This window comes from Gelidibacter mesophilus DSM 14095 (genome assembly GCF_000423005.1).
Taxonomy (GTDB): domain Bacteria; phylum Bacteroidota; class Bacteroidia; order Flavobacteriales; family Flavobacteriaceae; genus Gelidibacter; species Gelidibacter mesophilus.
The window spans coordinates 41,290-54,862 of sequence record NZ_AUHD01000008.1 but is presented as its reverse complement, the minus strand read 5'-3'; the positions used below and the strand labels follow the sequence as shown (position 1 = coordinate 54,862).

At 37.8% G+C, this 13,573-nt stretch carries 12 protein-coding genes; 7 read left to right on the top strand and 5 right to left on the bottom strand.

Going from position 1 to position 13,573, the window contains the following annotated elements; translation table 11 throughout:
* Positions 1-189 precede the first annotated feature (189 nt).
* The 6 genes from G525_RS0110540 (at position 190) to G525_RS0110515 (ending at position 6,837) form a co-directional block, all read left to right on the top strand.
* Entirely contained in the window at positions 190-1,101 is a 912-nt protein-coding gene (locus G525_RS0110540) for a metal ABC transporter solute-binding protein, Zn/Mn family (protein ID WP_027126149.1), read from the top strand.
* A gap of 280 nt (positions 1,102-1,381) precedes the next feature.
* On the top strand, positions 1,382-2,176 hold the full coding sequence (locus G525_RS0110535; RefSeq protein WP_281170394.1) for a metal ABC transporter ATP-binding protein: 795 nt from the start codon (positions 1,382-1,384) through the stop codon (positions 2,174-2,176).
* 134 nt (positions 2,177-2,310) lie between these two features.
* The gene (locus G525_RS0110530; RefSeq protein WP_027126147.1) at positions 2,311-3,438 is read left to right on the top strand and encodes a metal ABC transporter permease; all 1,128 of its coding nucleotides are present in this window, start codon (positions 2,311-2,313) and stop codon (positions 3,436-3,438) included.
* Complete coding sequence (locus G525_RS0110525) at positions 3,431-4,591, top strand: metal ABC transporter permease (RefSeq protein ID WP_027126146.1); 1,161 nt, start codon at positions 3,431-3,433, stop codon at positions 4,589-4,591. The genes G525_RS0110530 and G525_RS0110525 overlap by 8 nt, the downstream gene beginning before the upstream one ends.
* 63 nt (positions 4,592-4,654) lie before the next feature.
* Complete coding sequence (locus G525_RS0110520) at positions 4,655-5,317, top strand: N-acetylmuramoyl-L-alanine amidase (protein ID WP_027126145.1); 663 nt, start codon at positions 4,655-4,657, stop codon at positions 5,315-5,317.
* A 53-nt stretch (positions 5,318-5,370) separates the two neighbouring features.
* On the top strand, positions 5,371-6,837 hold the full coding sequence (locus G525_RS0110515) for a M14 family metallopeptidase (RefSeq protein WP_027126144.1): 1,467 nt from the start codon (positions 5,371-5,373) through the stop codon (positions 6,835-6,837).
* Positions 6,838-6,846: 9 nt separating this feature from the next.
* On the opposite strand, the gene G525_RS0110510 is transcribed toward G525_RS0110515, so the two are convergent.
* From G525_RS0110510 to G525_RS0110495, 4 genes are all read right to left on the bottom strand, one after another.
* Complete coding sequence (locus tag G525_RS0110510; RefSeq protein WP_245577770.1) at positions 6,847-8,046, bottom strand: D-alanyl-D-alanine carboxypeptidase/D-alanyl-D-alanine-endopeptidase; 1,200 nt, start codon at positions 8,044-8,046, stop codon at positions 6,847-6,849.
* A gap of 455 nt (positions 8,047-8,501) precedes the next feature.
* Positions 8,502-9,551 carry an aminotransferase class I/II-fold pyridoxal phosphate-dependent enzyme gene (locus G525_RS0110505; protein WP_027126142.1) on the bottom strand — a complete coding sequence of 350 codons (1,050 nt, stop codon included), beginning with the start codon at positions 9,549-9,551 and terminating at the stop codon, positions 8,502-8,504.
* 2 nt (positions 9,552-9,553) lie between these two features.
* Complete coding sequence (locus G525_RS0110500; RefSeq protein ID WP_027126141.1) at positions 9,554-10,564, bottom strand: dipeptide epimerase; 1,011 nt, start codon at positions 10,562-10,564, stop codon at positions 9,554-9,556.
* A gap of 266 nt (positions 10,565-10,830) precedes the next feature.
* The gene (locus tag G525_RS0110495) at positions 10,831-11,604 is read right to left on the bottom strand and encodes a TerB family tellurite resistance protein (RefSeq protein WP_027126140.1); all 774 of its coding nucleotides are present in this window, start codon (positions 11,602-11,604) and stop codon (positions 10,831-10,833) included.
* 199 nt (positions 11,605-11,803) lie between these two features.
* Between G525_RS0110495 and G525_RS0110490 the strand changes: the two genes are divergently transcribed.
* Positions 11,804-12,214, top strand: a complete 411-nt coding sequence (locus G525_RS0110490) for a BrxA/BrxB family bacilliredoxin (protein WP_027126139.1) — start codon at positions 11,804-11,806, stop codon at positions 12,212-12,214.
* A 147-nt stretch (positions 12,215-12,361) separates the two neighbouring features.
* Here the strand turns inward: G525_RS0110490 and G525_RS0110485 are convergent, their stop codons facing one another.
* Positions 12,362-13,459: an acyltransferase family protein gene (locus tag G525_RS0110485; RefSeq protein WP_027126138.1), complete on the bottom strand. Its 1,098-nt coding sequence runs from the start codon at positions 13,457-13,459 to the stop codon at positions 12,362-12,364.
* Between the last annotated feature and the right edge of the window lie 114 nt (positions 13,460-13,573).

Here is a 13,573-nt window from a genome sequence, read left to right as displayed (position 1 = left end):
TTATAGAGAGTAAATTGAATTCTTCAGTTTCCTTCCTTTGCTAATGGATAGTAAAATTCAAATGTCTGCTTTTAAAAATTTAAACAAAAATTATCTTTTAGGTGTCATCTTGATTTATCATGAGAAATCGCTAATAATCAGCGCCACATCTTCATTTTTTTAGTAATTTCGTAACTTATATTTAGACTCATGAAAAAAATAGTTTTCATTTTATTAACTTTTATCTTTTTATCGGCCTGTAAAGATTCTTCAACAAGCAACGGTAAACTCAATATCGTTACTACCACAACTTTAATTACTGATCTGGTGAACCATATTGGTGGAAACAAGCTCAATGTGCAAGGTTTGATGGGCAGTGGAGTAGATCCGCACTTATATAAGGCCAGCGCAGGTGATGTTACAAAATTGGCGAATGCCGATTTGATTTTTTACGGAGGTTTACATCTGGAAGGTAAATTGGTAGATGTTTTCGAAAAAATGGAAAGCCAAAATATTAGAACTATTGCTGTTTCTGATGCATTGGATAAAAAAACACTGATTGGCTCAGAGTATTTTGCCTCCAATTATGATCCTCATATTTGGTTTGATGTTCACAATTGGGAACTTATTACAGCTTTTGTGGTTCAAAAACTTTCAGAAGTGGATCCAGACAATAAAACACTTTATGAAGAAAACGGCCAGAACTATTTAGAGGAATTAAAAGCCTTAGATGCTGAAGTGAAGTCTATTATTAGTACGTTGCCTAAAGAAAAAAGAATTTTGGTTACTGCTCATGATGCCTTTAATTATTTTGGCCAAGCCTACGGGTTTGAAGTGGTTGGTTTGCAAGGGTTATCCACTGCTACCGAAGCAGGTGTACAAGATGTTCAAAATTTGTCTAACTTTATTATAGATAAAAAAATAAAGGCCATTTTTGTAGAAAGCTCGGTTCCAAGACGTACTATTGAAGCACTTCAGGCGGCCGTAAACTCAAAAAACCATCACGTAAAAATTGGCGGTACCTTATATTCAGACGCTTTGGGAAATGCGGGAACGGTTGAAGGCACATATATCGGGATGTTTAAATATAATGTGAATACCATTGTTGATGCATTAAAATAAGTGGGCAGGTTGTAGTCGAAGTCAGGGCTCCTTGCAAGGTTTTTAAACCTTGTAGGTCTCAATAAAACCAATAGCATTGTGTTAGTGATTATTTGAAGCTGTTCCTGCTATCCGCTATATCTTTTTTAAAGAAAAATCAAAAAAGGATGCCGCTGCTATCAGGGCTAAACTATCGGCTCATTGATTAAGGTCTGATAGATATTGAAAGTAGTACCGCAAATAAATTAGAAAGTGACGTTATTTAAAATTATTCAAGATTTGAATGAACTCAAGAGATACTATGATAAACACTAATCCCAGCAATGAGATTCCTGCCTCCCAGTCAGTCGACGAGGCAGGCGCAGGAATCCTGGCAGTAAAGGTTGATGATTTAACCGTCGCCTACAACTATAAACCGGTGCTTTGGGATATTGATCTTGAAATTCCTGAAGGTGTGCTAATGGCTATTGTTGGCCCAAATGGCGCTGGAAAATCCACCTTGATCAAAGCAATTTTAGGGATTCTTAAACCTATTGCAGGCAGTGTCAGTATTTACGGAAAACCTTACCATAAACAGCGTTCGCTCGTGGCTTATGTGCCTCAAAAGGGTAGTGTAGATTGGGATTTTCCTACGGTTGCATTGGATGTAGTGATGATGGGAACTTATGGTAGCCTAGGATGGATAAAACGCCCTGGAGTTAAAGAAAAGAAAGCAGCTTTGGAAGCTTTGGAAAAAGTAGGAATGCTTCCATTCAAAAATCGACAGATCAGTCAACTTTCTGGCGGACAACAGCAACGTATATTTTTGGCAAGGGCACTGGTGCAGGATGCATCCATCTATTTTATGGATGAGCCTTTTCAAGGGGTTGATGCCACTACTGAAATTGCCATTATCAATATTTTAAAGGAATTACGCAAGGCTGGAAAAACGGTAGTTGTGGTACACCATGATTTACAGACCGTACCTGAGTATTTTGATTGGGTTACTTTTTTGAACGTTAAGAAAATTGCTACCGGCCCGGTAAAAGATATTTTTAATGATGATAATTTGACCAAGACCTATGGGATTAATTATAAGGTGAGTGTGCAAAAATAAGCATGAGGAATTAGGCATTAATAGAACCTTTCTAGTTTTTAAAACCTGAAAGGTTTAAGAAAAATAAATATTGAAATCAGTTGAGGTTTTAAATTAAAAATAAATTGAGATTCCAGCCTGCGCAGGAATGAGTTATGAACTTACAAGAATACTTCTCTTTAGTTTTCAGCGATTATACGCTTCGTACCATCACCTTGGGGACTGCCATCTTGGGAGCAGTAACTGGCATGCTGGGTAGTTTTGCAGTACTGCGAAAACAAAGCCTACTTGGCGATGCGATTTCTCACGCCGCCTTACCAGGAATTGCCTTGGCATTTTTGATTACTGGAGCAAAAGACAGCAACACTTTACTTCTTGGCGCTTTGGTCAGCGGACTTGTGGGTACTTTTTGGATTAGAGGCATCATCACCAAAACACACTTAAAATCAGATACCGCCTTAGGGCTTATTCTTTCCCTGTTTTTCGGATTTGGAATGTTGTTGCTCACCTTTATTCAGAAGCAACCTAATGCCAATCAAGCAGGATTGGATAAATATTTGTTTGGGCAAGCAGCAACTTTGGTTGAAAGTGATGTCTGGTTAATGGCCATCGTTACTGGTATTTGCTTGATAGTGATGTTGTTATTTTGGAAAGAATTCAAGATTTTACTGTTTGATGCTGACTACACCAAAACATTGGGTTTCAACACCAAATTTATTGATGTATTGATAACAACATTTATCGTTTTGGCCATTGTTTTAGGGTTACAGACCGTTGGGGTGGTCCTGATGAGCGCAATGTTATTGGCACCAGCGGCTGCTGCACGACAATGGACCAATAGTTTGGGTACGATGGTTTTTTTAGCGGCAATTTTTGGGGCGTTTTCTGGAGTTTTTGGAACGGCCATCAGTGCCAGTCAAGACAATCTTTCTACCGGTCCAGTGATTGTAATTGTGGCCTCTGTGTTCGTGGTCTTTTCTTTTATATTTTCGCCCAGTAGAGGTTTGTTGTTTCGACAAATCAGATTTATCAAAAACAGACGGGATTTGGAGTTTCAAAAAACACTTTCCTTCATGTATCATATTGCGGAGACCCATGAAGATATTTCGCATCCACATACCATTAAAATCCTAAATAATTTTCAAGGTTTTACACGTAAGACCCTTCAAAAGTTGGTGGATAAAAATTATGTGACATTGGATGGTGCTATGTGGAGTTTAACAGAAGAAGGTTTTGAGACCGCGGCCAATTTATACAACCAAAACTTCAAGAAACATGAGTAATGCACAATTTGAAATACAGCTCATTGCCAGTTTGGTAGCCATTGCTTGTGCCATTCCTGGAACGTTTTTGGTATTGAGGAAAATGGCCATGATCAGCGACGCCATCAGTCATGCCATCTTGCCTGGGCTTGTGATCGGGTTTTTTATAACCCAAGATCTAAATTCACCGCTACTTATTTTACTGGCGGCGCTCACCGGTGTGGTTACTGTTATATTGGTGGAACGTATCCAAAAAACGGGATTGGTAAAAGAAGATACGGCTATTGGCTTGGTGTTTCCGGCCCTGTTCAGTATTGGCGTGATCATGATTGCCAAAAATGCAAATGATGTCCATTTAGATGTGGATGCCGTTTTGCTGGGTGAATTGGCATTTGCTCCTTTTGACCGACTTATAGTTGCAGGAATAAATATTGGACCAAAATCATTGTGGATTATTGGAACAATTTTAACGATTACCGTCGGACTATTAATTGCTTTTTTTAAAGAATTAAAGGTGAGTACTTTTGATGCAGGATTATCCGCATCTTTAGGTTTTTCACCCGTTGTTATTCATTACGGATTAATGACTATGGCTTCCATTACCACCGTTGGCGCTTTTGATGCGGTAGGTGCCATTCTAGTAGTGGCTTTGATGATTGCCCCTGCTGCCTGTGCGTATTTATTGACCACAGATTTGAAGAAAATGCTTGGTCTGGCTATTGTGTTTGGTGTGTTTGCTGCTGTATCAGGGTATTGGGTGGCCCATTGGCTCGATGCTTCAATTGCTGGTTCTATAACGACGATGTTGGGGGTTGTATTTTTAATTGTGTATTTATTTGCTCCTAATAAAGGTTTGATTGCCGTGATGTACCGTGAAAAACAACAACGTATTGAAGTTTCTTTACTTACATTTTTACTACATCTCAAAAATCACAATGAAAAGGAAGAACGCCATGTCAACCATCTTAATGAACATATCAATTGGCAAAAAGTAAAAAGTAAGACTGTTTTAGATTTGGCGCTTAAAAACAACATGATTCTCATTGATGATAAAATCGTAGCACTTACGGATAAAGGTGATGAATTCACGTCTAAGGCCATCGACTACATAATTACGAATGAAGATGCACAGATTGAGGATATGAAGGAAGATTTTTTCCTATTTCGGGGTTAGCTTTTACAACGCGCTTTGAAATAAAAAAATTCGCTAACTTTGAGATTCACTAAACTCCCAATAATGAAATACACTCTCCTTTGTATCAGTCTGTCTTTATTTCTTGCGTGTGGATCTTCAAAGAGAATTGTCGATAAACCGATTACCTTTGATAATGAGCGCATCCAACTCACCAAAGAATATCTTTCTACTCGTTATGGTTTAGAACAGGACAATCCAACCATTGTTCCCAAAATGATTGTTTTACATTGGACCGCCATTCCAACCTTGGAAAAGTCCTATAATGCTTTTGCAAAATCGACCTTACCCGCCAGACCGGAAATTGCGACGGCGAGTGCTTTAAATGTATCTTCTCAATTTTTAGTGGATACTGATGGGACTATTTACCGATTAATGCCAGAAACAACCATGGCACGCCATGTCATCGGATTAAACCATGTAGCGATTGGTGTTGAAAATGTTGGAGGAACCAAAGAAGTGCCATTGACGGAAGCGCAAATAAAAGCAAATATTTGGCTCGTGAAATATTTGAGTAAAAAATATCCGATTGAATATCTAATTGGCCATTATGAGTACACTAATTTTGAGGGCCATGAGCTATGGTTGGAAGTAGATGAAGGGTATCGAACTAAAAAAACAGACCCAGGAGAAGACTTTATGAAAGCTGTCAAAAATGGCACTAAAGATCTCAATTTGAAACCAGCACCTGCAAAAGAGTATAATTAATTATGACTTTTAAGGACACGCATTATCTTATTTGAACACATAAAACTCAATCAATGAAATCTATTTTCACTTTAGTACTTGCCTTATTTTCGCTCTCTGCAATAGCGCAAGTTGAGGATATGACCACAAGTCTCTACGATAGTTATTCAAATTATAAAGAGCTGAGTTTAGATAACCGACGCATCAAACATGAAGATATTCAGCCTTTGATCATCAAACTTAAAAGTAATCCCGCCTATACCGTTCAAAAAGTAGGGGAGAGTATCAAAGGGAAAACTATAAGTTTGATAAGTGTGGGTACTGGAGCTATCAATGTATTTCTATGGTCGCAAATGCACGGTGACGAGCCTACGGCCACCCAAGCTATTTTCGATATTTTCAACTTTTTGAACAGCGACGATTTTAAAGCAGAAAAGAAAGAACTTTTGAGCAAATTGACGCTGCATTTTATGCCGATGCTCAATCCTGATGGGGCTGAGCTTTTTACTAGAAGAAATGCTTTAGGGATTGATATTAATAGAGACGCACTGATGTTGCAATCCCCCGAAGGTCAAGTTCTAAAACGCATCCGCGATAGCTTAAATGCTGATTTTGGATTTAATCTTCACGATCAAAGCACCTATTACAATGCGGAACGCACACCAAAACCAGCAACCGTTTCGTATTTGGCACCTGCCTATAATTATGAAAAGGAAATTAATGATGTGCGTGGAAATGCTATGAAAGTTATAGTTTTCATGAACAATATCATTCAAAAATATGCCCCAGGACAAGTGGGCCGTTATAACGACGATTTTGAACCACGTGCGTTTGGTGATAACATCCAAAAATGGGGGACAAGCGCAATTTTAATCGAATCTGGTGGCTATAAAAATGATGTTGAAAAACAGGAGATCAGAAAACTTAACTATGTATCCATTCTATCAGCGTGTTATACGATAGCCAATGGTAATTATAAAAACATTCCTATTGAGGATTATGAAAAGATCCCTCAAAACGATCGTAAATTATTTGATTTAAAAATAGAGCGTTTCACCCATAATCTTTTAGGAAAAGATTATGTCTTGGATATTGGAATCAATCATTTAGAAGTTCAAGATGCCAACCATGAGACATTTTATAACGTTGGCACCATTGCTGAGAAAGGTGATCTCTCTACGTTCTATGGGTACGAAACCGTTGATGCTACCGGCTATAGATTGATTGAAGGAAAAGTATATCCAAAGACCATACAAACCCTAAAGGATTTGGAAGCCATGGACATCTACGAACTTTTAAAATCAGGATATACCTATGTGCGCTTGGCGCAATTTTCACCAAAAGATAAGGATGTGGCTTTGCCAATTAACATCTTGGACAAAGATCAAAAAGTTCCAGGCTTTTTTGTGAACATTGGCAACACTCCAAACTTTGTACTTCAAAAAGATGGCAGTGTAGATTATGCCGTGGTGAATGGTTTTTTAATCAACTTAAAAACGAAAGAAAGTAATTTTAGAAATGCCATTTTCTACGGGAAATAAGAGATTTATTTAGTAATTATCTCTTAAATATTCGAGAATGACTTGCATTTGCTCTTTGATTTTATCGGTAGAGGTGGTGTAATTGTTGTTCATAAAACTAAATATGAGCACCTCTCCAGAGTTGGTCAGCAAATAGCCACTTAAGGTATGTACATTGTTCACGGTACCTGTTTTAGCATAAATATAAGGTGAATTTACACCGGCATACCAATTCTTTAAAGTACCACTAACACCGCCTACCGCGAAGAAATTGAACAAGCGCTCCCTTGGAATTTCAGTATAAAGTTTATCCAATACCTGAACAAACGAAGACGGTGTAAAAAGATTATAGCGGCTCAATCCTGATCCATCTACCCATTCTGGTTGATGTTTCAAATCTTTGAGTTGATTCTCGAGAATGGATGTTCTGACCGTATCGGTATTGAGAATATCTGAAATTGTGGAAGAAGCCAATACCAAAATTTGCTCGGCTAAGAAATTATCACTGACATGCATCATACGTTTATACAAACTGTCTGACGGAATACTGTATAATATCTGATCCGTTTTAGCTGCGGTATTTGCTATCAACCCAACCTTATTAGGAAGCAGATCATCCCAAAGCGCTTTGACTAGCACGGTATCCAATACAAAAGGCACTTCGATAGAAGATTTTCTATTAAGATTGTAGTAAAATTTATTTGAATTAAAATCCCGACGTTTACTAAATAAGGAGTAGTCGGTTTGCGATTTTAGAAATTCTGGATACGTGCTCAATCCGTCAGTATTGGAAATCGAAACAACGTTGCCGTACATTGGAAAGGCGCTCCGTTCTGGACTATAATAGGTGTCATAATCTTCCCAGGCCCAACCAGGCCCAAATTTTTTGTTTGCGTAATTATCTGTAACCAATTTTATGGCTTTGAAATCCTTCATGAAATTCAGTGCGGTACTATCCTTAAAATAGGGATGTAAAAAGCTCGGGTCGCCCGTACCTCTAATGATTAACGTATCCTGAACAACCGTATATTTAAATGCAGGAATTTTTTCGGGCAAATATTGGAGCGCTGTAAAGAGTGTGAAGATTTTAGTATTACTGGCAGGTGTGAAATAACGATCAGAATTATAATTAAAAACCGTGTCTTTCGTTCTCGGATTGTACACCATTAACCCCGTGAATTGATGGTCATTAAAGGAAGCGTGCATTGATTTTTCTAAGTGTTTTGACACTTGAGCTGATTTACAGTTCAATAACAATAATGATAGCAATGTAATAATGCTAAACGGCCCTAACCGGAACTGATTTTTTAAATAACTTAATGTGATGTTCATATCAAAATAAAACGAAGTTGAGTTAAAGATATTTAAAGTTAACCTATAAATTAAGAAATCTCAAAATTATTGTTTTGAATATGCAGTGTTCGAAATTCAGAATATTGGAGATTTCGAAATTGTATGTTGTGATTTAAGAAACGTAAATTGTGCAAAAAATTAGTTACCATCGCCCAAAATATTGGCCAAGTAGAGAATGCGCAAAACTTAAAAGTGGTTTAATACTGTTTAGAATAAGTGTAAAATCTCTACTGAATGGATGGGAAGTCTTCTATAGATTTAGACAAGAATCTAACAGGTTATTCATCTAACATTTGATAGTGTAGCCATAGGGCTTATGTTTAAAAACCTCTTTATTCTTGGTGAAGGGGTTCATTTTGGAATTGTATCAAGGCAGACTTTAATTGCTCCAAATCTGATTTTGTATGGTTTGCGGTAATCACAATACGGTTCATCATCGTGTCGTAATTGGGATATTTAAAATTGGTGATGATCATGCCCTTAGATTTCAAATACTCAAAAATAACAGTGCTATGCGAATATATCACAGGATAGTCCATGTCGTAATTAAAATGATTTGAGAAATCGACCCCGTTAAATAAATACCGCAGATTATCTCTTAACTTTTGAAGTTGGTTCTGTATCACATCTTGCGCCTCAATAAACGTCTGTAAAAAAATGGCATTCATCCCTGATGCGGATATAAAAACAACATCATTTTTTATAGTTTCAATAAGTTGTTGATTTCCTGCAATCATGCCTCCAGAGCATCCGTATGCTTTTGTTAGTGAGCTGATCATTAGCTTTTGCGAAATTCGAGGATGACTGACACTGCTAAAAATGCCTTCGCCATTGGCGCCTACAATGCCTAGACTATGGGATTCGTCAACCAGCAAAGTGATCGTTTTGCTTGTGGAAATTTTTTCTAAAAAATCGAAGTTGGTGGGCTGTACGGCTAGTGATAGTATGGCATCTGCAGTGATGACCACAGACTCTTTCGCGTTATCAGTTAACTTTGGATGTAATTGGCCATCCATAAATAATGGAAGGCTTGATTTTTCCATTACGGCAGGATGCGTCTTCGGATAATGGTAAAAGTGCTGATGGCTTTTTGCCAAGTAGTCAATGACTAATTTGCCCGCCATTGTACCGGAGGATACGGTGAGCGCTGCGTCGGCCCCACTAATTTTGGCGAGTAAATCTTCAGCCTTTTGATAAATATTTAATTTTATATTAGAATTTCTGGAACTTCCATAGGCAGTGCCCCATACCTTGATGCTCTTACAAAGTAAATTTTGAAATTCAGGATGGGTAGCCATTCCCAAGTAGGACGTGCCTCCAAAATAAAGGAAGGGTTTGCCCTCAACTAAAATCGTTCTGTCCGGAAATTGGTCAACATTCATTATTACAGCAAGGTAACACCAGTACCATTAAGATCGCTATAGAGAATTTTACCATTTTCTATACGGATGCCTGTGGCAATATCTTCTGCCAATAGCAGTGGACCATCCATATCTACATAATCCAGAAGTGGTAATAAATGTGCAATTGCTGAAATACCTACGGTGGATTCGGTCATGCAGCCTACCATGGTTTTCATCTCCAATTGTCGGGCCTTTACCAACATGCGCCGTGCTGGAGTGACCCCGCCACATTTGGTCAATTTGACGTTTATACCATGAAAATGTTGGTAGCATTTTTCGACATCTGCTTCCACTTGGCAGCTCTCATCGGCAATTATCGGCAATACTGATTCATTGAAGACTTTTTTATGACCTTCCCAATCGTCAGCAGGTAAAGGTTGTTCAATAAATTCAACCCCTAATTCTTTTAAGGCTTTGGCATTGGTGATGGTCTCATCTGCAGTCCAACCACAATTGGCGTCTACTCTAAAAATAGCATCGGTATGCTTACGGAGTTCTTGAACTATTGCAATGTCATGTTTTGAACCAAGCTTTATCTTATAAATAGGCCAATCCAATTCCTTCATTTTAAAGACCATCTTTTCGATACTATCGATTCCGATGGTATAATCTGTGAGCGGATTATGACTGGTATCATAATCCCACAATTCATATAATTTCTTGCCTTCTATTCTTGCATACAAATCGTTATAGGCCAAATCTAAGGCGCACAAAGCAAATTTATTATTTGGTAATTGTGATGCCATTTTCTCCCAAAATTCTTCGGGAGCCATTCCAGAGGAATCAGCAATCAGCGGTTCCAATTGTTTCAGCTCATTCATCATGCCTTTAATGGTCACATTATAATAAGGATTTGACGTGGCTTCACCAAATCCAGAATGTCCATCTTCCTTTAATTCCACAATTAATGAAGGTTGCTCATCACGGGACTCTCTAGAGATGGTAAAGGTGTGCTTCAGTTTTAATATATAAGGTCTTAAAATTAATTGCATAATATAGGATTTAAAAGATTTTGAAGATGTATTGAAACATCAAGAAAATGACAGTTTATAAAAGAACTAAATTAACAAATTTTTGGAGATTGCAGGTGAGATGAATTAAAAAATCAAGAGAGTAGAAGTTCCTAATTATCATCTCAATATTTTTTATGAGAAGAGAAGAATATCAAGTCTAGTAAAAGGTATTAAAGTAAGAGAATTTTCATCTTTTAAAACAACTCACTGACCTTAAAACAATTAAATAGATTGGGCTTAAAAATTTAGAACCGGCGCTCCTTTTGTAGCTTTTCATAAGCCTCTTGGACTTGTCTGAATTTCTCCACAGCACCTTTTTGATGCTCTGGGCCTAAATGAATCACGCGATCTGGATGGTATTTTTTAGCCATTTTTCTGTAGGCGGCCTTAATTTCATCCGTTGTGGCTTCTTTTGTAATTTCAAGAATCTTATAGGCATTGTCACTGCTATCATAAAACATCGCTTTGATGCTTTCAAAATCGCGGGAGCTGATGCCCAAATAACCAGAAATGGTATAAATCTGACTTACTTCGCTTTCAATAACCATTCCATCGGCTTTTGCAATCCCAAAAAGAAAATGCAGCAATTGAAGGCGTGACGCATGATCCATCATCTGTTGGATCTGCATACAAACTTGACGCACCGGAATTTCTTGCTGATTGATGCCTTTGAACAGTTTAAAAGCAGTGTTGGCACGTTCCTGTCCGTACATATTTACAAACTGTTGACGTACAAAATCCAATTCTCTTTGGTCTTGGTGCCCGTCAGCTTTGATGACTACCGACGCCAAAATCAAAAGGCTCACTTCAAAATCGCCGGGTTGTGTTTGTGGACGTGACTGGGTTTGAGTTCTGTAGGTGGGTTCGTATTTTTGCTTGGTTTGCCAATCGCCCAAAAGTGGTGTACCACTCTTAGCAACAGAATCTACAATAGTTCCTAATACCAATCCAATAATGGCGCCTATCGGGCCACCAAATGACCACCCTATGCCTGCACCTATCCATTTTGAAACGCTCATCTATTTATTTTAAATTTTAATAGTTCAAAGATACTATAGTTAGTCTTTTTAAGTTCAAAATTGTTTCTTAAAATTCTGCGGAAACGTGAAATGAACGCATTTAAACTCATGTGGGTAACTTATATAATCAGCCTCATTTTTTTGTATCTTTGCAGACCCGAAGTTCGGGACTTATAATTAATCTTTAATACTAAAATATATGTATCCAGCAGAATTAGTAAAACCAATGCGAGAAGACTTGACCAAAGTTGGATTTGAAGAATTACATAGCGCTCAAGAGGTTGATGCGGCTTTAGCGAAAGAAGGCACCACCTTGTTGGTCGTGAATTCAGTTTGTGGTTGTGCGGCAGCGAATGCACGTCCAGGAGCAAGAGTAAGTTTACAAAATGCCAAACGTCCTGACCATATTGTAACCGTATTTGCGGGAGTTGACAAGGATGCCGTGAACCAGGCAAGACAACATATGGTTCCGTTTCCTCCAAGTTCACCATGCATGGCCTTGTTTAAAGATGGTGAATTGGTCCACATGTTAGAGCGTCATCACATTGAAGGCAGACCAGCAGAATTGATTGCAGAGAACCTTGTAGATGCCTATAATCAGCATTGCTAAAAAGTTTAAAGCATGTAGCTTTAAGTTTTTAAATTGAAAAGTTTTAAACCACGGTAAATTTATCGTGGTTTTTGCTTTTTATTGGTCTTTCATTTTATAATCATGAAGAGCATTACCTTCTGCTATATGTAGGTGTTTTTATTAATATTATCGACCAGTTCTTGCTTTTAATTTGGCTGTTAAATAACTCCTGATCGGCAAGTCCAAAAATACCGCTACCAAGTAGGATAACCCTATGAGCAAGACTATTGAAATAGGAATTACCCAGCTCAATTCCGTAACGCTGGGCGCTTCCGCGACAACGTAACTGGCGAAGATCCACATAAATGGATAATGGGTCATATAAAGAGGATAGGAAATATCACCAGAAATCTTATTGATTTTATGATGTTTACTGGCTAAATGCGCTCCTGCTCCTAATGAAACAATTAATGGAAAATAGAAGGTTACTAAAATAGGATCGACTAACCAATTCCATTGGTCATTATGTGGAGTAAAAAAGGTCAGCAACAGTAAAACACTCATTCCTATGAGGCCCAGCTTATTCTTAAGGATCCAATTAGAACGAAAAATTAGCATACCCATTAAAAACGAAAAAGAAATCCGAGCCATTCCGTCAAAAAAGGTGTCTCCGCTCCATCCACCAAGCAAACCTCCAGAATTATAGCTAACATAAAATAGACCCGCCGCTGCCAATATTACCAATACAGGCAACACTTTTTTGGTGACTTTAAACAACACTGTAGCATAAATTAAGTTCGCTACGTATTCCCAAAATAACGACCAACTTGGTGCGTTTAAATTGAAAAGATTGAAGTACCGTTCAGAAACTACAGGATAGGGAATTAAAAAAGTAGAGGTAATAAAAATCAGCGCTGTTTCTTTAAAACCATAGATGGCATACAAATCTGTATAGGGGTCAAGTAAAAAAGTAAGCAAACCTAAAACAGAGCCAATCACAACCAAGGGCTGCAAACGAATGAGTCTCAATTTAATGAAAGTTTTTAATCCCATCCCAGCGATACGGTTGTCATAAGCATAAGCCACCACAAATCCAGATAAACAAAAGAAGAAGTCCACTGCCAAGTAACCATGCGAAATGAAGTTTTCGCTAAAATCGGCAATAATGATTTCCATAAAGTGAAAAATAACAACTACAATCGCAGCCAGACCTCTTAAACCATCGAGAATATCAAAATGGGGTTTGCTTTTTAGAAGCCTAGAAGCTACACTATCATCGTTCATACATTTAGTTTTTTAGGGTCATGTTTGCGAAAATACTGTATTGTGGTTATAAATTGAAAAGGTTAGTCAGGTTTTTGGGCCCTTAAGCAGGGCTTATTCTTCAATAGAAAGATA

Excerpts from the sequence above, each read along its gene's own strand:
- G525_RS0110495 (WP_027126140.1), bottom strand. The coding sequence starts at position 11,604 with ATGAGCGTTTCAAAATGGATAGGTGCAGGCATAGGGTGGTCATTTGGT.
- G525_RS0110505 (WP_027126142.1), bottom strand. The coding sequence starts at position 9,551 with ATGAATGTTGACCAATTTCCGGACAGAACGATTTTAGTTGAGGGCAAA.
- G525_RS0110490 (WP_027126139.1), top strand. The coding sequence starts at position 11,804 with ATGTATCCAGCAGAATTAGTAAAACCAATGCGAGAAGACTTGACCAAA.
- G525_RS0110500 (WP_027126141.1), bottom strand. The coding sequence starts at position 10,564 with ATGCAATTAATTTTAAGACCTTATATATTAAAACTGAAGCACACCTTT.
- G525_RS0110530 (WP_027126147.1), top strand. The coding sequence starts at position 2,311 with ATGAACTTACAAGAATACTTCTCTTTAGTTTTCAGCGATTATACGCTT.
- G525_RS0110520 (WP_027126145.1), top strand. The coding sequence starts at position 4,655 with ATGAAATACACTCTCCTTTGTATCAGTCTGTCTTTATTTCTTGCGTGT.
- G525_RS0110515 (WP_027126144.1), top strand. The coding sequence starts at position 5,371 with ATGAAATCTATTTTCACTTTAGTACTTGCCTTATTTTCGCTCTCTGCA.
- G525_RS0110485 (WP_027126138.1), bottom strand. The coding sequence starts at position 13,459 with ATGAACGATGATAGTGTAGCTTCTAGGCTTCTAAAAAGCAAACCCCAT.
- G525_RS0110540 (WP_027126149.1), top strand. The coding sequence starts at position 190 with ATGAAAAAAATAGTTTTCATTTTATTAACTTTTATCTTTTTATCGGCC.
- G525_RS0110535 (WP_281170394.1), top strand. The coding sequence starts at position 1,382 with ATGATAAACACTAATCCCAGCAATGAGATTCCTGCCTCCCAGTCAGTC.
- G525_RS0110525 (WP_027126146.1), top strand. The coding sequence starts at position 3,431 with ATGAGTAATGCACAATTTGAAATACAGCTCATTGCCAGTTTGGTAGCC.